The sequence below is a fragment of the Pseudomonas sp. WPR_5_2 genome, from assembly GCF_003634475.1.
In the GTDB taxonomy this organism is placed as follows: domain Bacteria; phylum Pseudomonadota; class Gammaproteobacteria; order Pseudomonadales; family Pseudomonadaceae; genus Aquipseudomonas; species Aquipseudomonas izuensis.
In genome coordinates this window covers 305,062-325,115 of record NZ_RBLA01000003.1, presented here as the reverse complement: position 1 = coordinate 325,115, position 20,054 = coordinate 305,062, and the positions used below count along the sequence as shown (strand labels likewise).

The 20,054-nt window shown below is 60.5% G+C and carries 21 protein-coding genes; 5 read left to right on the top strand and 16 right to left on the bottom strand.

What is annotated here, in order from left to right:
• The first annotated feature begins 102 nt into the window (after window positions 1–102).
• Window positions 103–513 carry a low affinity iron permease family protein gene (locus tag BJ917_RS14065; protein WP_096513029.1) on the top strand — a complete coding sequence of 137 codons (411 nt, stop codon included), beginning with the start codon at window positions 103–105 and terminating at the stop codon, window positions 511–513.
• Window positions 514–558: 45 nt separating this feature from the next.
• Here the strand turns inward: BJ917_RS14065 and BJ917_RS14060 are convergent, their stop codons facing one another.
• From BJ917_RS14060 to BJ917_RS14040, 5 genes are all read right to left on the bottom strand, one after another.
• Entirely contained in the window at window positions 559–1,062 is a 504-nt protein-coding gene (locus BJ917_RS14060) for a DUF4142 domain-containing protein (protein WP_096513030.1), read from the bottom strand.
• A gap of 72 nt (window positions 1,063–1,134) precedes the next feature.
• Window positions 1,135–1,290, bottom strand: coding sequence for a KGG domain-containing protein (locus BJ917_RS14055; protein WP_096513031.1), 156 nt, complete (start codon window positions 1,288–1,290; stop codon window positions 1,135–1,137).
• Window positions 1,291–1,407: 117 nt separating this feature from the next.
• A complete protein-coding gene (locus tag BJ917_RS14050; protein WP_096513032.1) occupies window positions 1,408–2,751 on the bottom strand; it encodes a diguanylate cyclase domain-containing protein in 1,344 nt (447 codons plus the stop codon).
• A gap of 87 nt (window positions 2,752–2,838) precedes the next feature.
• Window positions 2,839–3,477 (bottom strand): LysE family translocator, encoded by a 639-nt coding sequence (locus BJ917_RS14045; RefSeq protein ID WP_096513033.1) that lies wholly within the window; start codon window positions 3,475–3,477, stop codon window positions 2,839–2,841.
• 177 nt (window positions 3,478–3,654) lie between these two features.
• On the bottom strand, window positions 3,655–4,572 hold the full coding sequence (locus BJ917_RS14040) for a LysR substrate-binding domain-containing protein (RefSeq protein ID WP_121103656.1): 918 nt from the start codon (window positions 4,570–4,572) through the stop codon (window positions 3,655–3,657).
• A gap of 77 nt (window positions 4,573–4,649) precedes the next feature.
• Between BJ917_RS14040 and BJ917_RS14035 the strand changes: the two genes are divergently transcribed.
• On the top strand, window positions 4,650–5,138 hold the full coding sequence (locus BJ917_RS14035; RefSeq protein WP_121103655.1) for a DMT family transporter: 489 nt from the start codon (window positions 4,650–4,652) through the stop codon (window positions 5,136–5,138).
• 77 nt (window positions 5,139–5,215) lie between these two features.
• On the opposite strand, the gene BJ917_RS14030 is transcribed toward BJ917_RS14035, so the two are convergent.
• The 4 genes from BJ917_RS14030 to BJ917_RS14010 all read right to left on the bottom strand — a co-directional run bounded on the left by BJ917_RS14030 (window position 5,216) and on the right by BJ917_RS14010 (window position 10,015).
• A complete protein-coding gene (locus BJ917_RS14030; RefSeq protein ID WP_121103654.1) occupies window positions 5,216–6,547 on the bottom strand; it encodes an MFS transporter in 1,332 nt (443 codons plus the stop codon).
• A 189-nt stretch (window positions 6,548–6,736) separates the two neighbouring features.
• Entirely contained in the window at window positions 6,737–7,663 is a 927-nt protein-coding gene (locus BJ917_RS14020) for a hydroxymethylglutaryl-CoA lyase (RefSeq protein ID WP_121103652.1), read from the bottom strand.
• Window positions 7,660–8,853, bottom strand: coding sequence for a CaiB/BaiF CoA-transferase family protein (locus tag BJ917_RS14015; RefSeq protein ID WP_096513039.1), 1,194 nt, complete (start codon window positions 8,851–8,853; stop codon window positions 7,660–7,662). The genes BJ917_RS14020 and BJ917_RS14015 overlap by 4 nt, the downstream gene beginning before the upstream one ends.
• A 253-nt stretch (window positions 8,854–9,106) precedes the next feature.
• On the bottom strand, window positions 9,107–10,015 hold the full coding sequence (locus BJ917_RS14010; protein ID WP_096513040.1) for a LysR family transcriptional regulator: 909 nt from the start codon (window positions 10,013–10,015) through the stop codon (window positions 9,107–9,109).
• 152 nt (window positions 10,016–10,167) lie between these two features.
• Between BJ917_RS14010 and BJ917_RS14005 the strand changes: the two genes are divergently transcribed.
• A complete protein-coding gene (locus BJ917_RS14005; RefSeq protein ID WP_121103792.1) occupies window positions 10,168–11,187 on the top strand; it encodes a DUF4917 family protein in 1,020 nt (339 codons plus the stop codon).
• Window positions 11,188–11,329: 142 nt separating this feature from the next.
• Here the strand turns inward: BJ917_RS14005 and BJ917_RS13995 are convergent, their stop codons facing one another.
• The 3 genes from BJ917_RS13995 to BJ917_RS13985 all read right to left on the bottom strand — a co-directional run bounded on the left by BJ917_RS13995 (window position 11,330) and on the right by BJ917_RS13985 (window position 12,744).
• On the bottom strand, window positions 11,330–11,674 hold the full coding sequence (locus tag BJ917_RS13995) for a DUF1508 domain-containing protein (protein WP_121103651.1): 345 nt from the start codon (window positions 11,672–11,674) through the stop codon (window positions 11,330–11,332).
• A gap of 168 nt (window positions 11,675–11,842) precedes the next feature.
• Window positions 11,843–12,148 carry a ribbon-helix-helix domain-containing protein gene (locus BJ917_RS13990; RefSeq protein ID WP_096513043.1) on the bottom strand — a complete coding sequence of 102 codons (306 nt, stop codon included), beginning with the start codon at window positions 12,146–12,148 and terminating at the stop codon, window positions 11,843–11,845.
• Window positions 12,149–12,162: 14 nt separating this feature from the next.
• Window positions 12,163–12,744 (bottom strand): DJ-1/PfpI family protein, encoded by a 582-nt coding sequence (locus BJ917_RS13985; RefSeq protein ID WP_121103650.1) that lies wholly within the window; start codon window positions 12,742–12,744, stop codon window positions 12,163–12,165.
• A gap of 300 nt (window positions 12,745–13,044) precedes the next feature.
• Between BJ917_RS13985 and BJ917_RS13980 the strand changes: the two genes are divergently transcribed.
• Window positions 13,045–13,935 (top strand): DMT family transporter, encoded by an 891-nt coding sequence (locus tag BJ917_RS13980; protein ID WP_096513045.1) that lies wholly within the window; start codon window positions 13,045–13,047, stop codon window positions 13,933–13,935.
• A gap of 84 nt (window positions 13,936–14,019) precedes the next feature.
• Here the strand turns inward: BJ917_RS13980 and BJ917_RS13975 are convergent, their stop codons facing one another.
• The 4 genes from BJ917_RS13975 to BJ917_RS13955 all read right to left on the bottom strand — a co-directional run bounded on the left by BJ917_RS13975 (window position 14,020) and on the right by BJ917_RS13955 (window position 17,487).
• Entirely contained in the window at window positions 14,020–15,234 is a 1,215-nt protein-coding gene (locus BJ917_RS13975) for an SAM-dependent methyltransferase (RefSeq protein ID WP_096513046.1), read from the bottom strand.
• A gap of 203 nt (window positions 15,235–15,437) precedes the next feature.
• Window positions 15,438–16,055, bottom strand: a complete 618-nt coding sequence (locus BJ917_RS13965) for a TPM domain-containing protein (protein WP_096513047.1) — start codon at window positions 16,053–16,055, stop codon at window positions 15,438–15,440.
• Between the two features lie 30 nt (window positions 16,056–16,085).
• Window positions 16,086–16,847 carry a YgcG family protein gene (locus BJ917_RS32545; protein ID WP_121103649.1) on the bottom strand — a complete coding sequence of 254 codons (762 nt, stop codon included), beginning with the start codon at window positions 16,845–16,847 and terminating at the stop codon, window positions 16,086–16,088.
• A gap of 34 nt (window positions 16,848–16,881) precedes the next feature.
• Window positions 16,882–17,487: a LemA family protein gene (locus BJ917_RS13955; RefSeq protein ID WP_096513049.1), complete on the bottom strand. Its 606-nt coding sequence runs from the start codon at window positions 17,485–17,487 to the stop codon at window positions 16,882–16,884.
• Window positions 17,488–17,748: 261 nt separating this feature from the next.
• Here BJ917_RS13955 and bglX point away from each other — a divergent pair, with 261 nt between their 5' ends.
• Window positions 17,749–20,040, top strand: a complete 2,292-nt coding sequence (gene bglX, locus BJ917_RS13950; protein ID WP_096513050.1) for a beta-glucosidase BglX — start codon at window positions 17,749–17,751, stop codon at window positions 20,038–20,040.
• Window positions 20,041–20,054: the final 14 nt, after the last annotated feature.

Sequence of the window (20,054 nt, the reverse complement as noted above, 5' to 3'; positions counted from 1 at the left end):
AAAGATACCGATCAGGAATTGCAGCCTCCCCCAACACCAGTCGAATTTTCAGCCCACTGTCACTGTCTGAACTTCAAGCGCCCTCTCACAAGGAAAACGGCCATGAAGTTCGCAAAAGTTGCGCAAAAACTCGCCCTATGGGCCGGTAGCCCCAGGACGTTCCTGGGGGCGATCCTGCTGATTTTCCTGTGGGGATTGAGCGGGCCGATTTTCCATTTCAACGATACCTGGCAACTGATCATCAATACCTCGACCACCATCATCACCTTCCTGATGGTGTTCCTGATCCAGAACACGCAGAACCGCGACACGGATATCTTGCATTTGAAGGTCGATGAATTGCTGCGCGTGACCAAGGACGCGCAGAACGCGATGTTGGGGCTCGAAGCGCTGGACCTCAAGGAGCTGGAGGCGCTGAGAAAACACTATCGCAGCTTGGGCGAGGGCCAGACCATTTCCATCGACGGCACCGTGGTCCAGGAGAAAGGCAAACAGGATCTGAATGAGTGCTGATCGACATTGCGCGGGTAGCCACAGGTCACCCGCGCACGGGAATGACTAGAGACTGGCTTGCAGGGCCTTGGCCATTTGCAGGTGATTCTGCAGTTTGGGCAGGGTTTCTTCGGCGAATGCCTTGATCTGCGGCACGTCGGTGGTCTGCGCCGTTTGCTCGAGCTGCTCAATGGCTTGCTCGTTCATTTTGACCTGACTGGCCGCGTAGGCTTCATCGAAGTTTGCGCCCTCCATGACTTCGGGCATCAAGGCCTTGGCCTTATCGACCACCTCTTCGCGCGGGGCCACCGGCAAGTCCAGTTGCCTGGCGATTTTCGCCAGGTGCTGGTTGGCGGTGGTGCGGTCGTTGATCACGACAATGGTGTAGTCCTTGATCTCTTTGGATTCGGTCTTCTGATGCGCCAGGCGACTGGCTTCGATGTCGGCAATACCTTGGGCCGAGGCATCGTTGATGAATTCGGCGGGCGTCTGGGCGAAGGCACTGCTGGCACACAGGCCCAGTAACGCGGCAAAACCGCAGCTGCATAATCGGGTGGCCATCCGGTTCATGGTCGCGCCCTCCTCTAAAAATTCAAACGGGAGCTTTCGCCCCCGCTTCTCAATCAAAACCACCAACATCCATTACTTCGATTTCTGTGCGGGCTTACGACCCATATCGGGTTTAGGCTCCTTATCGACAGTCGTGGTGGTGGTTTTCCCACCTTTGCGACCGGCTTCAGACGCCTTGGTTCGATCGTTGCCGAAGTTTCCCGAGTTCGAGTTTCTTGAGTTAGGCATGATTCTCTACCTCTTGGTGATAATCGCGGCGAGCAGTAGCCCGCATAGATTCTGAATTTGTCCGTGCCAAAAGGTTTAGAAAAATCCGGTCACGCCGCGACGAACGGCAGCCGACATTCAGACAAGCCGCAGGTGATGCTCGCGCTTGGCGCTGTACATCGCTTCATCGGCGTGCCGGAACAACTGTTGTTCTTCCGTGCCGTTCTCAGGGTATTGCGCCACGCCGATGCTGGGGTGGATATGCAGACTGTGGCCGTCCAGGCGCAGAGGCTGGGCCAGGACCTGACGGATTTTCCCGGCCACGCAGTCGGCATCGCCCGAGGCGTGGATGCTGTGCAACAACACCACAAACTCGTCACCACCAATGCGCGCCACCGTGTCGGTTTCACGCACACAGCCCTTGAGCCGATTGGCGACGGTCTGCAACAACATGTCGCCCACCGCATGGCCGTGGGTGTCGTTGACTTGCTTGAAGCGGTCAAGGTCGACATACAGCAGCGCCATGCGCCCACGGTCTTCGCGCGCCGCTTCCAATGCGGCCTTGAGCCGGTCGCGGAGCAATTCGCGGTTGGGCAGTTGGGTCAACTGGTCGTATTGGGCCATGCGTTGCAGCCGTGCATGCAACTGCTTGCGCTCGATCGCCGTCGCGACCTGGGCGCAGACATACTGCAACAGCTCTTTATCTTGCTCGGTGTAGCGCTCGCCGCCAGGTATGCTTTTGACGATCAGCGCGCCGATGGTGCCGTTCTGCGAGTTCAGCGGCACACCCAGCCAGCACGATGAGTTCTGCCCGGTCACCAGCGCCTCGAATCCGATGGGCGGTTTCTCCTGGTTCGGGGTCAGCAGGATGGGCAGGCCGGTGCGGATGACCTCGGCACACAGACGCCCGGTGATCGTACCGGGCTCGGGTTGCGGCTCGTGGTCGTCGACGTGATAGGGGAAATTCAGCTGCTCGCAGTGCTCGTCATACAGCGCCACGGAAAAATTCAGCGCCGGCAGCCATTCGCCGATGATCAGGTGGACACGTTTGAACAGCGCCAGCAGGTCTTCCGCCGCATGTGCCGCTTCGGAAATCGCGTACAGCGCTGCTTGCCGGGACTCGGCCTGCTTGCGTTCGGTGATGTCGCGGGCCACGGCGATGCGCAGCTGATCGACCTCCGACCAACGCGCCGACCACAGGATGTTCACCACCCGGCCATCTTTGCGCAGGTAGCGGTTCTCGAAATTCAGCTTGGGCTCGCCGCCCATGATCTCGCGTGCGGCATCGAGGGTGCGCTGGCGGTCGGCCGGGTGCACCAGATCGATCATCTGCTGACCGATCAACTCGTCGGGGGTGTAGCCGAAGACGCGCTCGCAGGCCGCACTGACAAATACGAAGCGACCTTGTTTGTCGACCGCGCAAACGGCGTCCAGCAAGAGGTCGATGTAGCTCGCCAACGGAGCGGAATTTCTGGTGGTCATGGTGCCGAGAACGTGTCCGACCGATGCAGCAATAAGAAACCATCCCTGACCCGTACCTATGCAACTGATGCAGTCCTGCAATCAGCGTCAAGCCTTGTTCGTCACCAGCCCCGGCAATGCATGCGCCAGGGCGTTGATGGCGAAACCGATAAACATCACCCCGCACAGACGGGTAATCGCCAGCTCATGGCGCTGATACAAGGTGCGCACCCGGCGCGCCCCGACAATGCCGATGAGGATAGCGTAGGCGATCAGGCCACCGACGAAGCTCAGGACGATCAGCCACGGCAACATCGACCAGGTCAGCAACTCGGCGCGGCTCGACAGCAAGGCGGTGAACGTCGCCACCGCCACCGGGTAGGCTTTCGGATTGGTCAAGCCAAACAGGATGCCATGCCAGAACGGCTGACGCGCCGGCCCCTCGGGAGCTTCGGCGCTGCTGCGACGCGCCCGCACCGCGCGCCAGCCGAGCCAGAACAGGTAGAGGCCGCTGAGCAAACCCAGCACATCGAAGGCGGTGCTGCCGATTTCCCGCGCACCGACAATCGCCACCAGCGCCGTGCTGCACCAGATCACATCGCCCAGCAAATGCCCACAGAGAAACCCCGCCCCCGCCCGCCGCCCATGCGCCGCGCCAATCCCGAACACCGCCAGCACACCCGGCCCGGGGGTAATGCCATAGATGAAACCCGAGGCGAGCACGGCCATTAGCAGCGATGGGGTCATGGGAAGTCCTTTTGAACCGTTTGGTGAATGGTGGCCAGTCTATATCAGGTTTTTAGCTATCGACTGACTGATCGTCGAAGAACTTCATTCCCGCATACGGCCGCTCGCGACAGTTGACGCGGTTTTAGCCAAGTGGGTGTCGAGCCTTCGCTAATTACCGTTCCCAACACCAAACGCTCACCCTCTATCCTGTGCTACCCGCTCCGCTATTTTCTGATTCAACCAACTCAACGCCTGATCTCCGCCCCTTCGCTTGTGCCACACCAGCACAAAATCAAACGACGGAATGTGAAACGGTGGCGGCACGACGACCAATGACCGCTGATCAATGTCGCGCAAGGCACGGGTTGCGACAGTGAGGATCAAGTCAGTGCCACTGATGAGTTCCGGGGCGACATTCCAGTGCGGCAGGCTGATGGCAACTCGACGGCGTTCACGCAAAGTCGTCAATGCTCGCTCGATTTCCGGCGTGCCGCTGCCGCGCATTTCCAGCAGGACGTGCGGGCGGCTCAGGTAGGTGGGCAGATCGAGCGCACCATCGACAGGCAAGGAGTTGCGGTCTACCAGACAGGCGTAGTGCTCTTCGAACAGCAGTGTGCTGCGCAGCTCGTTGGGCATTTCCGGAAACACGCCGATGGCAATATCGATGTCTCCGTTGTACACGCCGTCGAGCATGCCTTCGCGACTGGCATGGCTGATTTGCAGATCGATGCCCGGCGCTTCGCGGCGCAGCAAACGGGTCAATCCCGGCAGGACGATAGCGGCACCGTAGTCGGACATCGCCAGACGAAATGTGCGCTTGGCGGTGGCAGGTTCGAAGGCATTCGGTGCCAGCAGCGATTGCAGCTGGGCCAAGACTTCGGCCAGCGGCGCTATCAGCTCCAGCGCTCGCGGGGTTGGTACAAGGCTGGCGCCGGCACGCACCAGCAGCGGATCGCCAAGCAGATCGCGCAATCGTGCGAGGGCATGACTGACGGCTGGTTGACTCAAGTGCAGACGTTCGGCGGCACGGGTCACGTGTTGCTCGCTGAGCAAGGTGTCGAGGATCACCAGCAAGTTGAGGTCGATGCGGCGCAGATCATTCATCTGATGCATGTTCTGGATAACAAAACGGAATTTAAATCTGCGCGACGAATACTCTAGAGTCCAGCAAAACCTGTTGGAGCATAAACATGAGTACGCTGCACGGAATCGGTCTTCTTTTACTCGCCGTGATTGCCGGGGCTGTGGTGCCTTTCCAGAGTGCGATCAACTTCAACCTTGGACGCGGCTTGGGCCATCCATTGTGGGCGACGTTGGTGTCGTTGTTGGTGAGCATTCTGGTGTTGTTGCCGATCATACTGGCGATGCGCTTGCCACTGCCTTCTATGGCATTCATAGCCAAGGCCCCCTTGTGGATCTGGGCCGGGGGGGCTTTCGGGGTGTGTTTCATTTCGTTGGCGGTGGTGCTATTGCCCAAGCTGGGTGCTTCAGGGTTCCTGGCCCTGTCGCTGGCGGGGCAAGTGATGGCGTCGCTGGTGCTGGATCACTTTGGGTGGTTTGGGTTGCTGGAGCGGCAAGTCACCTTGCCGCGATTGGCGGGGGTGCTGTTGTTGATTGGCGGGGTCGTGTTGATTCAGTTTGCAAACGCGCCAGCCAAAGCGGTGATAGCAGCTTCTTGAAGGTCAAAAGATCGCAGCCTTCGGCAGCTCCTACAGGGATGCGTGGTCTCTGTGGGAACTGCCGTAGCCTGCGATTTTTACGCCTTGTCGAGGGTCCGCAGCTTCTGCGGCAGTCCCCACATCAACAGCGCCACGGCAATCAATGCGCAAACGCCGATGACATACAGCGCCGGTGTGGTGCTGCCCGTCATGTCCTTGATCCGTCCGACCATGACCGGGCTGACGATGCCGCCGAACTGGCCCAGGGTATTGATCACCGCAATTCCGCCAGCAGCCCCCGCGCCAGCACCGGCCAACAGTTTCGGGGGCAGGGTCCAGAAGCTCGGGATCGAGGCGATGATCCCGGCGCCGAGCAAGCCCAGTGCAACAATCAGGAAGGTCGTGTGGTTGGCGAAAATGCCTGCGCAGAAGAAGCCGATGGCGCCGACCGCGACCAGCCCTGCGACAAACTTGCGCCGTTCGCCAGAGGCGTCGGACAAGCGCCCGATCACCACCATGCTGATGGCGCCGCAGATGTACGGAATGGCCGTCAGCAGACCGATCATCACCGGGCTCTCGGTACCGGCGCTGCGGATCAGTTGCGGTGCCCAGAAATTCAAGCCGTAGGACGCCACCTGAATCAGGAAGTAGATCAGGCCCAGGGTGAGGAAACCCGGGATTTTCAGCGCCGCGAGCAGCGAGCCGCCACTTTTGTGCGGTTCATGGTGAGCGATGCGACTGGCCAGCAGCGTCTTTTCCGAGGCTGTCAGCCAATGGGCGTCTTCGATACGGTCCTTGAGCAGGGTCAGCACCAGTAAACCGAGGCCGATGCACGGCACGCCGCCGAGCAGGAACAACCAGTGCCAGCCACGCATTTGCAGGAAGCCGTCGAGATGTTGCAGCACCAACCCGGAGAACGGTGCGCCCACCAAGCCGGCAAAGGCTGACGACAGGAACAGCATCGAGGTGATGCGCCCACGATAGTGCTGCGGAAACCACAGCGTCAGGTAATACAGAACACCCGGCGCAAAACCTGCCTCCATCGCGCCGATCACGAAGCGCAGGGTGTAGAACTGCCATTCGCTATTGACGAAGACCATCAGCGCGGTGGCCAGGCCCCAGGACATCATGATCCGGGCGATCCAGCGACGGGCGCCGACCTTGTACAGCATCATGTTGCTGGGCACTTCGAAAATCACGTAACCGACCACGAACAACCCGGCACCCAGGCCATAGGCGGTATCGCTCAGGCTCAGGTCCGTCTGCAACTGGAACTTGGCGAAGCTGATGTTGATGCGGTCGAAAAACGCGAACAGGTAGCAGACCATGATCAGCGGCATCAATCGCCAGGCGACTTTGCTGACCAGGGCTTTTTCTTCATCGTGGCTAACGGCCGGGCTCGCGCCGGCCTCCAGTGCATTGAGGCTCATTGCGTTTCTCCAGGCGGACTTCCCGCAGGTGTCCGATTGTTTTTGTTGTCTGGTTAAGAACATCTTTGAACACGCTTTCTGTGGGAGCAAAGCTTGCTCGCGATAGCGGTGTATCAGTCGACATCAATGTTGGATGTGACTCAGTCATCGCGAGCAAGCTTTGCTCCCACAGAGGGGGGCGGTGTGGGGTCAGGAGGGCACGGGGTGCAGGTCGCAATTGCGTCCGGCCTTGGCCAGTTGACCGGGCACTTCGTGACCGAGCAGTGCCGGCAGCCCTCGTGACAACTTCAGCAACAGCGGTAGATCGATCCCGGTGTGAATGCCGACTTCATCGCACAGGTTGACCAGGTCTTCGGTGCAGATGTTGCCCGAAGCCCCCGGTGCAAACGGGCAACCGCCGAGCCCGCCGAGTGCCGCATCGAAGCGTCGGGCACCGGCCTCGTAGGCGGCCAGCACATTGCACAGGCCTAGGCCGCGGGTGTTGTGGAAATGCAGGGTCAGGTCCGCCGGCGACACTCGCTGCAACACCCGCCGCACCAAACGGTCGACCTGACGCGGGTTGGCCATGCCGGTGGTGTCGGCCAGGGTGATGCCCTGGATGCCGAGTTCCTGATAGGCGTCGACAATCTGCAACACCCGGTCCTCATCGATCTTGCCTTCGAACGGGCAGCCGAAGGTGGTGGCGATGCTGGCGTTGAGTCGCACCCGAGTGCCACTGGCAAACTGGACGATTTCGCCGAACGCGGCCAGCGAATCCTCACAGCGCATGCGCATGTTCGCCAGGTTGTGGGTCTGGCTGGCGGACATCACCAGGTTCAGCTCATCGGCGTTGCAGGCCAGCGCCCGTTGTGCGCCTTTGAGGTTGGGGATCAAGGCGACGTAGATCACCCCCGGCTGGCGGGTGATGCCCTTGAACACCAGCTCGCCATCGCGCAATGCCGGAATGGCCTTGGGCGACACGAACGAACCGCCTTCGATGCGACTGAATCCAGCCAGCGACAATTGATCGATCAGGGCGATCTTGTCGACAGTTTCGACCCAGGTCGGCTCGATCTGCAAGCCGTCACGCGGGGAGACTTCCTGGACGATCAGGCTGTCTGCATAGTCAGTGATCATTGCACCACTCCTTCGACTTTCAGGCGTTCGATGTCCGCCAGCGTCAGACCAAGCTGCGCGAGGATGCCATCCGTGTGCTGGCCCAGTCCGGGGCCGGACCAGTTCACGCCACCGGGGGTTTCCGAGAGCTTGGGCACGATGCCCGGCATTTTCACCGTCGCACCGCCCGGCAGTTCGGCATTGAGCAGCATGTCCCGCGCCTGATAGTGCGGATCGGCAACGATATCGGCCACCGAATAGATGCGCCCGGCCGGGACTTCCGCGGTCTCCAGTGCCGCCAGCACCTCGTCGATCGGCAGGCTGCTGGTCCAGTGGGTGATCGCCGCATCGAGCAGATTGCTCTTGGCCGCACGCCCGTCGTTGTGGGCGAATTCCGGCGCTTCGGCCAGGTCCGTACGGCCAATGGTGTTCATCAAACGACGGTAAATCGGGTCGCTGTTGCCGGCGATGACCACATAGGCGCCATCGGCCGTCAGGTAGGTGTTGGAAGGCGCGATGCCCGGCAGCGCACCGCCGCTGCGCTCACGCACATGACCCAGCATGTCGTACTCCGGCACCAGGCTTTCCATGACATTGAACACGCTTTCGGCCAGGGACACATCGACGATTTGCCCACCGCCCTGCCCGGTCTTGACCCGCAGCAACGACATCAAGGCGCCAATCACCGCGTGCAGCGAAGCCAGCGAATCGCCAAGGCTGACGCCTACCCGCGCCGGCGGCGAGCCGGGAGTGCCGGTGGTGTAGCGGATGCCGCCCATGGCCTCGCCGATGGCACCGAAGCCTGGACGATCACGGTACGGGCCGGTCTGGCCATAACCGGAAATCCGCACCAGGGTCAGGTTGGGGTTGAGGGCGTGCAGCACGTCCCAGCCCAGGCCGAGCTTTTCCAGGGCGCCGGGGCGCAGGTTTTCGATCAGCACGTCGGCGCTGGTCGCCAGTTGCTTGACCAGTTCAATGCCTTCGGGGGATTTCAGATTCAGCGCCAGGGACTTCTTGTTGCGCGATTGCAGGTACCACCACAGCGAGGTGCCTTCGTGCAGCTTGCGCCATTTGCGCAGGGGATCGCCCTGCCCCATGGCTTCGATCTTGATCACCTCGGCGCCGAACTCGGCCAGCATGCGCGCAGCGAACGGCGCGGCGATCAGCGTGCCGATTTCAATCACTTTGATTGCACTCAAGGGGGCAGTCATCGCGGGGTACCTCTTGTTCTTGGAATATGTGGCCAAGGCTAGAGGACCGGGGGCTTGGGAATCCAACCTTCAGTTGGCAACGGGCGTTCGCGAAATGCGAACGGCCTGAAAGACTAGCGTGACCTCAGGTCAGTCATCGCGGGCAAGCCCGCTCCCACAGTGTGCAATGTGAAGCACAAATTGTGTGACCAACATAGATCCCTGTGGGAGCGGGCTTGCCCGCGATGAGGCCGGTGAATTCAACAGAGAGCTTTCAGTTCGCCCCGCGCAAATGCTCAAACAACATCCGGCTCACCGGCGACAACAACGCCTGATCGCGCACCACCAGAATCAACGCCCGATCCGACCAGTCGTCGGTCAACGGCACCGCATGCAAACCCAACGCCCGGCCAAACAATTCATAGGCCCGCTGCGGCAGCACCCCTATGCCCATGTTGGCCTGGATCATGCGACACATGGCGTCGAAGCCCGGCACATGGATGCGAACCCGCAATACCCGGCCAGCTTCACGCGCCGCCGCGTGGGTACGCATGTTGATCGAACTGGCCGCATGCAGGCCGACGTAATCGCTGTCCAGCGTATCGGCAAATGCCAGGCTCGAACGGCTGGCCAACGGATGATCCGGCAGCATCAACACCACCAGTTTGTCCTGGCGGTACAGCACACTGTGCAAACCCTTGATGTCGCTGTCGATGGAGCAGATCCCGAGGTCGGCCACGCCATCCAGAACGCCCTGAATCACCCCGGCGCTGGGACGCTCTTCGAGGTCGGTCTTGACCTGGGGATGTTGTTCGGAGAAGTCCCGCAAGTCTTCGGGCAGGAACTGGATGATCGCCGACAGGTTCGCGAGCATCCGCACATAACCGCGCACGCCGTGGCTGTGCTCGCCCAGTTCCAGGCCCATTTTCTCCACGTTGAACAACATCTGCCGGGCGTGGTGCAGCAAGGTTTCGCCGGCCGGCGTCAACGTCATGCCCTTGGCCTGGCGCACGAACAGGCTGATGCCGAGTGCCTCTTCCAGCTCCATCAAACGCTTGCTCGCCGCCGACACCGCAATCGCTTCGCGTGCGGCGGCCCGGGTCAGCGTGCCCTCTTCATGGACGGCGACGAACAGTTGCAGGGTGATCAGGTCGAGGCGGCGGATCAGGCTTTTCTGCAGCATCTGGGACTCGGCGATGTCGGTTCAGGCGAAGCCGCAGCATAACGTTCTTCGCCCGAGCCGTGGCGGGCTTGGTACGCACAGAGGAAAATCTCGGTGCCCGCCGTGATAAAGTCGCCGCCCATCAGACCTTTTGCTTTGAGACTTTGATCGCAATGACCGATTTCCAGGATGTCGACGCCCACCTTGAAGACTGGAACGCCTTGCGCACCAGCGCTGCGTTCGGCGGTCTGCTGGTGGGCAACGGCGCCAGCCGCGCGGTGTGGGACGACTTCGGCTATGACTCGCTGTTTGAAAACGCCCGCACCGTCGAAGAAAAACCCCTGAGCCCGTCCGAGCTGAGCGTGTTCGATGCGATGCAGACGCGCAGTTTCGAGCAGGTGCTGAGCGCGCTGAAGACCACCAGCCGGGTCAACAAGGCCCTGGCCGTCAGCTCCGCCGCACCGCGCAATCGTTACTACGCGATCAAGGAAGCGCTGATCAACACCGTGCATGCGGTGCATATCCCATGGCGGCTGGTCGAGGCCTCGACCCTGGCGACGATCAATCGGGAGCTGGCCAGCTATCGCACGGTGTTCACCACCAATTACGACCTGCTCAATCACTGGGCAATGGAGCATCAAGCGCAGGCGATCACCGACCTGTTTCACGGCGCCGAACCCGCCTTCGACCTGAGCGCCACGGCCACCGACAAGCCTCGCCTGCTGTACCTGCATGGCGGCTTGCATCTGGTGCGCAACCAGGACGGCACGGCACGCAAACTGATGTCGACCGAGGGCACGTTGCTGGGCAGTTTCGCCATCAACAACACGATCAAGACCCTCGACGATGTGCCGCTGTTCGTCAACGAAGGACCGAGCGCGGACAAGCTCAAGACCATTCGCAGCTCGGATTATCTGTCGTTCTGCTACGACCAGTTACTCGGCCACGACGACGGCTTGTGCATTTTCGGCCATGCGTTGGGCGAGCAGGACAGCCATATCGTGCACGCCTTGCGCCAGGCGAAACCGAAGGTGGTGGCGATCTCGATTTATCCGCGCAGCAAGGCGTTCATCCAGCATCAGAAGCGGCATTACGCGAAGGTGTTCGAGGGGACGGGGGTTGCGTTGCGGTTTTTTGATTCCAAGACGCATGCGTTGGGGAGTCCGAAGCTTGCGGTGCCGGTCGAGGTTTAGTGTCTGACGCCTCCCCCTCGCAACCAAAATGGAATGCATTTCCCCTGTGGGAGCGAGCCTGCTCGCGAATGCGGGATGCCATTCAACAATGATGTCGACTGACACGACGCCTTCGCGGACAGGCTCGCTCCCACAGGTATTTTTAAAGGACGGGAAGGGTCTTGTCCTTGATCACCTTGGTCGGCCCGTTGGCCTTGACGCTGGCGATGCCTTTTTCCATGGCAGCCGCCGAGGAATATGACTCGCTGCCACCGATGATCTCGTGGTTGCCGGCCTTCAGGTTGAAATAAGGATGGCCGTCCTTGGTGGTTTTTTTCTCGTAACGCTCATCCAGCGGACTGTTGACCTGGACTGACGCAATGCCTTTGTCGGCCGCGGCGCGGGTGGTGTACAGCTCACTGGTCAGAATGGTCTCGGCGTTCGCCGCCTTCAGCACAAACCTGAACTGACCGCTGCTGCTTTTGCTCACTTCGTACCATCCGGACATGCTCTTTCTCCTTGGCGATTGAGAGGTTGCGCGTTTCAGAGTAAAGACCAGCCCGGGATTTCTGTCGCCTGTTCCGGCCTCATCGCGAGCAAGCTTTGCTCCCACAGGCCATACGCCACCGAACTGTGGGAGCAAGGCTTGCCCGCGATGAAGTCGACACAGTCCTATCTACTTCACCGCCGCCCGCACCACCGACAACTCAGGCGCCGCCACCCGCCGCTGACTCAGATACCGCGTACAACTCACCCGCAAGAACGAGGCGAAGTTCACCACCTCGCCGCGGTAGTCCATCACCTCTTCATACAGCTTGGCGATCAACTGATTGGTGGTCATGCCGTCGACCTCGGCGATTTCGCTGAGGATGTCCCAGAACTGATTCTCCAGCCGCAGGGTGGTGACCACCCCGCAGATGCGCAGCGAGCGAGAGCGCGATTCGTAGAGAATCGGGTCGGCTTTGACGTAGAGCTCGCACATGGACAGATTCCTCGTTACAGCGTGATTTTGGTGCCCAGCAACCCGAGGAAACCGGCCAGCCAGTTCGGGTGGGCGGGCCAGGCCGGTGCCGTGGCCAGATTGCCTTGAACATGGCCATCCGTCACCGGGATATCAATGAAGGTACCACCGGCCAGGCGTACTTCAGGTGCACAGGCCGGGTAAGCGCTGCACTCGCGCCCTTCGAGTATCCCGGCCGCCGCCAGCAATTGCGCACCATGGCACACGGCGGCAATCGGTTTGCCGGCCTTGTTGAAATCCCGCACCAGCTCCAGGACTTTTTCGTTCAGTCGCAGGTACTCCGGCGCACGACCGCCGGGGATCAGCACAGCGTCGTAGTCCGCGGACTTGACCTTTGAAAAATCGAAATTCAGGGCAAACAGATGACCGGGTTTTTCGCTGTAGGTCTGGTCGCCTTCGAAATCATGGATAGCCGTGCGCACGGTCTGGCCGGCGGTTTTGTCCGGACAAACGGCGTGTACCGTGTAGCCGACCATCAACAGGGCCTGGAACGGCACCATCACTTCATAGTCTTCGACGTAATCGCCGACCAGCATCAGAATTTTTTTAGCAGCCATGGGGAGGACTCCTCTGGAAAATGCGTGGGCATGCAGGAGTATTCAAGGTAGTCCTTATCCGGCGGGTCGGGTAACAACCGGCTACTACCTGAGAACGGCGTTATCGTTCATCGCGGCCAAGCCTTGCTCCCATAGGGGAATGCATTCCAATGTGGGAGCAAGGCTTGTCGGATCGCCGCACCGCCGCGATGGCGCCCTCAAACTGTACGGATAACTCTGCGCCTATCTGTAACAGCGGCAGATGCCGGGTTTATGGCTATATAACAGCACTTCCCCTCACCCAATACTTTGGTTGCCATCATGTCCTCCCGCGAAAACACCGGCATGGCCCTCGGCCTGCTCGGCGTCGTCATTTTCAGCCTCACCCTGCCCTTCACGCGGATCGTCGTGCAGGAACTTCATCCACTGCTCAATGGCCTGGGCAGGGCGCTGTTTGCGGCGGTACCTGCGGCAATGCTGTTGCTGTGGCGCCGCGAAAAATGGCCGACATGGAAACAGGTCAAGGGCCTGAGCCTGGTGATTGCCGGGGTGATCCTTGGCTTTCCGGTGTTGTCGGCCTGGGCGATGCAAACCTTGCCGGCGTCCCACGGCGCGCTGGTCAATGGCTTGCAACCGCTGTGCGTGGCGCTATACGCCGCGTGGCTGTCCCATGAGCGCCCGTCGAAAGCCTTCTGGGCCTGCGCCGCGCTGGGCAGTGCGCTTGTGCTCGGTTATGCATTGATCAGCGGTGCCGGCAGCATTCAGGCTGGTGACTTGCTGATGCTCGGGGCCATTGCGGTGGGCGGTCTGGGCTATGCCGAAGGTGGCCGGTTGGCCAAGGAAATGGGGGGCTGGCAGGTGATCTGCTGGGCGTTGGTGCTATCGACACCGCTGCTGATCGGCCCGGTGGCGTACCTGGCGCTACAGCATCAGGGTGAGATTTCCGGCAAGACCTGGTGGGCCTTCGGCTACGTCTCGCTGTTTTCGCAGTTCATCGGTTTCTTCGCCTGGTACGCAGGGCTGGCCATGGGTGGCATTGCCCGGGTCAGTCAGATCCAGTTGCTGCAGATCTTCTTCACCATCGCTTTTTCAGCGTTGTTCTTTGGCGAGCATGTCGAGCCGATTACCTGGCTGTTCGCTGCGGGCGTGATCGTGACCGTGATGCTCGGACGCAAGACGGCGGTCAAACCGGCGCAGGTCGCCACCGCCTAAACCTGTGGGAGCAATGCTTGCTCGCGATAGCGGTCTCGAGGACGCCATCGCGAGCAAGCTTTGCTCCCACAGTTTTGTAGTGTTTCAGAGGAAACCGTCGGCCCGCAGCAGGGTTTCCAGGCAATGCTCGGTGATGTGGTAGAAATCCTTCAGTTCCTGGATCTTCGCCAACAGTTGGGTCGGATCAACCGGCTCGGCGCGCTTGACCGCCAGGATCATCTTGTTCTTGTTGGTGTGGTCCAAAGAGATGAACTCGAACACCTTGGTTTCGTAACCACAGGCTTCGAGGAACAGCGCGCGCAAACTGTCGGTGACCATCTCTGCCTGCTGGCCCAAGTGCAAGCCGTATTGCAGCATGGGTTTGAGCAATGCCGGGCTCTGGATTTGCAGGCGAATCTGTTTATGGCAGCACGGCGAGCACATGATGATCGAAGCGCCGGAACGGATGCCGGTATGAATCGCATAGTCGGTGGCGATGTCGCAGGCGTGCAGCGCGATCATCACATCCAGCTCACTCGGCGCCACACTGCGCACGTCACCACACTTGAACACCAGCCCCGGATGCTCAAGCCTGGCCGCAGCGTTGTTGCACAGGGTGACCATATCTTCACGCAGCTCGACCCCGGTTACTTCGCCTTCGGCCTTCAAGGTGTTGCGCAGGTAGTCATGGATGGCGAAGGTCAGGTAGCCCTTGCCCGATCCGAAGTCCGCCACTCGCACCGGTTTGTCCAGCGCCAGCGGCGACGACGTCAGGGCATGGCTGAAAACCTCGATGAACTTGTTGATCTGCTTCCACTTGCGCGACATCGCCGGGATCAGCTCATGCTGCTTGTTGGTCACGCCCAGGTCGGCGAGAAACGGCCGACTCAGTTCAAGGAAACGGTTCTTCTCGCGGTTGTGCTCGGCGGAGGGCACCTCGCGCAATTGCTGGGGTTGGCTCTTGAACAGCGAACTCTTGCCCTTTTTGCTGTATTCAAGCTGGGCTTCGTCGGTCAGCGATAACAAGTGCGCATTTTTGAACGCCGCGGGCAATAGACCGGCAATGGTCGCGACGCCTTCAGCCAGTGGCAGGTTCTTGGTGATGTCGCGCGTCTTGTAGCGATAGACGAAGGACAAGCACGGCTGCGCCTTGACCGTCACCGATTTGATGATGATCCGCTGCAGGTCAGCCTCATTGCCGACGTATTTGGCCAGCACCAGTTTGATAAAGGCATTTTGATCGAGGCTGGTTTGCAGCAAGTCGATAAATTGAGCGTGATGATCCGGCGCGAGGCTGGCGGGAGTGGCGGTGACAGACATGGAAAAAACAGCCTCAGGGCGGTGCGGATCGGGAATGGCGGGTATTTTAGGGGGGATGGGGTGCGAGGGCACGGGTAATTTCCCGAACGGTGCAGATCCCTTGTGGGAGCGGGCTTGCCCGCGATTGCAATCTGACATTCAACATTGATATCGACTGATCCACCGCTATCGCGGGCAAGCCCGCTCCCACAGGGACCAGAGGCTCAGCCCAGGATCACCAACCGGTTCGGCAATTCATTGCGCACGTGCGTCACCGGCACATGCACCTTGAGCAACTCGCCGCAGGCCTCGATACAGCTGACGAAGCCTTGCAATGTCTGTCCTTGCCGCACTTGCCCAGTGAACGCGGCGACTATCGCGTCCCAGTTTTTGTTGTCGAGACGACTGGAAATCCCTTCATCCACCAGGATTTCCACATAACGCTCGGCTTCGCAGACGAAAATCAGCATGCCGGTGCTACCCACGGTGTGATGCAGGTTTTGCTCCAGGAACTGCCGGCGCGCCAGGTTCGAGGCACGCCAGTGACGCACCGAGCGCGGGATCAGGTGGGTGGTGATTTTCGGCAGCCGGAACACCAGGCACAGGACGATGAAGGTGATCCATTGCACCAGCAGCAGGCTGTGCAGGGTCAACCAGCCTGTCAGGTAATGCACGATGCCCGGCACCACCAGCGCCAACAGGCTGGCCCAGAGCAGCGGGATGTACGCATAGTCGTCGGCGCGGGCCGCGAGCACCGTCACCAGTTCGGCATCGGTGTCGCGCTCGACCCTGGCAATCGCCTCGGCAACTTTGCGTTGTTCGTGTTCAGTCAGTAATGCCATGTCTTGAAATGCTCGATTATTTTTGTTTTATCACCAGCCGCCCGACGAACCGCCGCCCCCGAAACTGCCCCCGCCGCCACTGAAACCACCGCCTCCACCGCCGCCAAAACCACCGCCGCCGAGTCCCCCACCGAAACCGCCAGAGCCCCCCGAACCACCGCGACCGGCGGGAAGGATACCGAGCATCTGGCAGACAAAAACAGTCAGGATGAACAACAACACCAAAAATACGAACACTCCCGGGTGCCGCGAGACAAAATCGTCACTCGGATCGCCGCCGGAGTCATACACCGTCGACGGCTCGTCCAGGGGATTACCGCCCAGCACCACCAGCATCGCCGCCACCCCGTCGCTGATGCCCTTGCTGTAATTGCCCGCCTTGAATGCCGGGGTCATCACCTGATTGATGATGACTGAACTCTGCGCGTCGGTCAGGCGATCTTCCAGGCCATAGCCGACTTCAATGCGCAGCTTGCGCTCGTCACGGGCCACGATCAGCAACGCGCCGTTGTTCTTGTCTTTCTGGCCAATGCCCCAGTAGCGGCCCAGTTGATAGCCGAAGTCGGCAATGTCGGTGCCCTGCAAGTCCGGCAAGGTGACGATCACCAGCTGTTCACCGGTGACCTTCTCATGGGCCTGAAGCTGTTGCGTCAGCTGTTCGCGCACCGAAGGCTCGATCATTTGGGCATTGTCCACCACCCGCCCGGTCAGCTCCGGAAACTTCAATTCGGCCTGGGCTGCCAGTGCAAACACCCACAGCAACAGCACCAGGCCAGTTTTCAACACGCGCATGGGCAACCTCATCGGTCCAACCTACGGGGTTAATTCAGAATTTGACCTCAGGCGGTTTCTCCGAACCCGGTGTGGCCTCAAAGGTCTCGCGAACCGGCAGGTTGCTGTACATCACGCTGTGCCACAGGCGACCGGGAAACGTGCGGATCTCGGTGTTGTACTTCTGCACCGCCAGGATGAAATCGCGCCGCGCCACGCTGATGCGGTTTTCGGTGCCTTCAAGCTGTGATTGCAGCGCGAGGAAGTTCTGGTTGGCCTTCAGGTCCGGATAGCGCTCGGACACCACCATCAAGCGGCTCAAGGCGCCACTGAGTTGATCCTGGGCCTGCTGGTACTGCTTGAGTTTTTCCGGGTTATCCAATGTGGAGGCGTCGACCTGGATAGAAGTAGCCTTGGCCCGGGCTTCGATGACGGCAGTCAGGGTGTCTTTTTCATGGGCGGCGTAGCCCTTGACGGTTTCCACCAGGTTGGGGATCAGGTCGGCGCGGCGCTGATACTGGTTCTGCACCTGGCCCCAGGCCGCCTTGGCCTGCTCATCGAGGGTCGGGATGTTGTTGATGCCGCAGGCGGTCAGCAACGTGGCCAGCACCAGCAACGTGGCGATTTGCAGCCGCGACCGGTATGACTGTGGAACATTCATCAGAGTGATACTCCCTTCACATTTCATGGAAAAAACAACCGGCGACCCTCTCGACCGGCTCTTGGGGCATAATCGCCCGCGCCACTGGATTGGATCGGGGCAATGGGCTAAAAGATGCCCTGCGCAAAAAAACACACCCGGAATCCGACTGTCGTTTTTCGACTGCCGTATTTGGAAAGCCACCCGAACAACAATAGACGCTCCCTAAATTTTGGCTGGCCGGCGAGTCCATCGCCGTTTGGGCCCTTGAGAAAACAATTCATGAAGAAGCTGTGTTTGCTGGGCCTGTTCGTCAGCCTGGCCAGTCATAACGTATTGGCCGCCACGACGCCCGCACCTCTGGAGAACAAGGAAGCCTTCGTCAGCAACCTGATGAAGCAAATGACCCTCGATGAAAAAATCGGCCAGTTGCGCCTGATCAGCATCGGCCCGGAAATGCCCCGGGAGCTGATCCGCAAGGAAATCGCGGCGGGCAATATCGGCGGTACGTTCAACTCGATCACCCGCCCGGAAAACCGTCCGATGCAGGACGCGGCCATGCGCAGCCGATTGAAGATCCCGATGTTCTTCGCCTATGACGTGATCCACGGCCACCGCACCATTTTCCCGATCCCGCTGGCCCTGGCGTCGAGCTGGGACATGGACGCCATCGGCCTGTCCGGGCGCATCGCCGCCAAGGAAGCCGCGGCCGACAGCCTCGACATCACCTTCGCGCCCATGGTCGACATCTCCCGCGACCCGCGCTGGGGCCGTACCTCCGAAGGTTTCGGCGAAGACACCTACCTGGTGTCGCGCATTGCCGGCGTGATGGTCAAGGCCTTCCAGGGTACTGGCGCCAACGCCGCCGACAGCATCATGGCCAGCGTCAAGCACTTCGCCCTGTACGGCGCGGTCGAGGGCGGTCGCGACTACAACGTCGTCGACATGAGCCCGGTCAAGATGTACCAGGATTACCTGCCACCGTACCGTGCGGCCATCGACGCCGGTGCTGGCGGGGTGATGGTTGCGCTGAACTCGATCAACGGCGTGCCGGCCACGGCCAACACCTGGCTGATGAACGATCTGCTGCGCAAGGAATGGGGCTTCAAGGGCCTGGCCGTCAGCGACCACGGGGCGATTTTCGAGCTGATCAAGCACGGTGTCGCCGCCGACGGACGCGAAGCGGCGAAGCTGGCGATCAAGGCCGGCATCCACATGAGCATGAACGACACCCTGTACGGCAAGGAGCTGCCAGGGCTGCTGAAGTCCGGCGAGATCCAGCAGAGCGACATCGACAACGCCGTGCGCGCGGTACTGGACGCCAAGTACGACATGGGCCTGTTCAAGGACCCGTACCTGCGCATCGGCAAGGCCGAGGATGATCCGGCCGACACCTACGCCGACAGCCGCCTGCACCGTGCCGAGGCCCGTGATGTGGCGCGCCGCAGCCTGGTGTTGCTGAAGAACCAGAACGAAACCCTGCCCCTGAAGAAAACCGCGAAAATTGCCCTGGTCGGTCCGCTGGCCAAGGCGCCCATCGACATGATGGGCAGCTGGGCCGCCGCCGGTAAGCCGGCGCAATCGGTGACCCTGTTCGACGGCATGACCAACGCCCTGGGTGATAAATCGACCTTGATCTATGCCCGTGGTGCCAACATCACCAACGACAAGAAAATCCTCGGCTACCTGAACTTCCTCAACTTCGATGCCCCGGAAGTGGTGGATGATCCCCGCCCGGCGAACGTGCTGATCGACGAAGCGGTGAAAGCGGCCAAGGAGGCTGATGTCGTCATTGCCGCCGTCGGCGAATCCCGTGGCATGTCCCACGAATCGTCGAGCCGTACCGACCTGAACATCCCGGAAAACCAGCGCGAGCTGATCCGTGCCCTGAAAGCCACCGGCAAACCGCTGGTGCTGGTGTTGATGAACGGCCGTCCACTGACGATCCTCGAAGAGAAAGAACAGGCCGACGCGATCCTGGAAACCTGGTTCAGCGGCACCGAGGGCGGCAACGCCATCGCCGATGTGCTGTTCGGCGACTACAACCCGTCGGGCAAACTGCCGATCTCTATCCCGCGCTCGGTCGGCCAGATTCCGACCTACTACAACCACCTGACCATCGGCCGGCCGTTTACCCCGGGCAAGCCGGGCAACTACACCTCGCAGTATTTCGATGACACCACCGGCCCTCTGTACCCGTTCGGTTATGGCTTGAGCTACACCGATTTCAGCCTGAGCGACATGGCGTTGTCATCGACCACGCTGAACAAGACCGGCAAGCTCGACGCCAGTGTCACGGTGAAAAACACCGGCAAGCGCGATGGCGAAACCGTGGTGCAGTTGTACATCCAGGACGTGGCCGGCTCGATGATCCGCCCGATCAAGGAACTGAAGAACTTCCAGAAAGTGATGGTCAAGGCCGGCGAACAGACAGTCGTGCACTTCACCATCACCGAGGACGACCTGAAGTTCTACAACGCCCAGCTCAAGTACGCTGCAGAGCCGGGCAAGTTCAACGTGCAGATCGGCCTGGATTCAGAGAATGTGACGCAGCAGAGCTTTGAATTGCTGTAATCATTCAAACACTG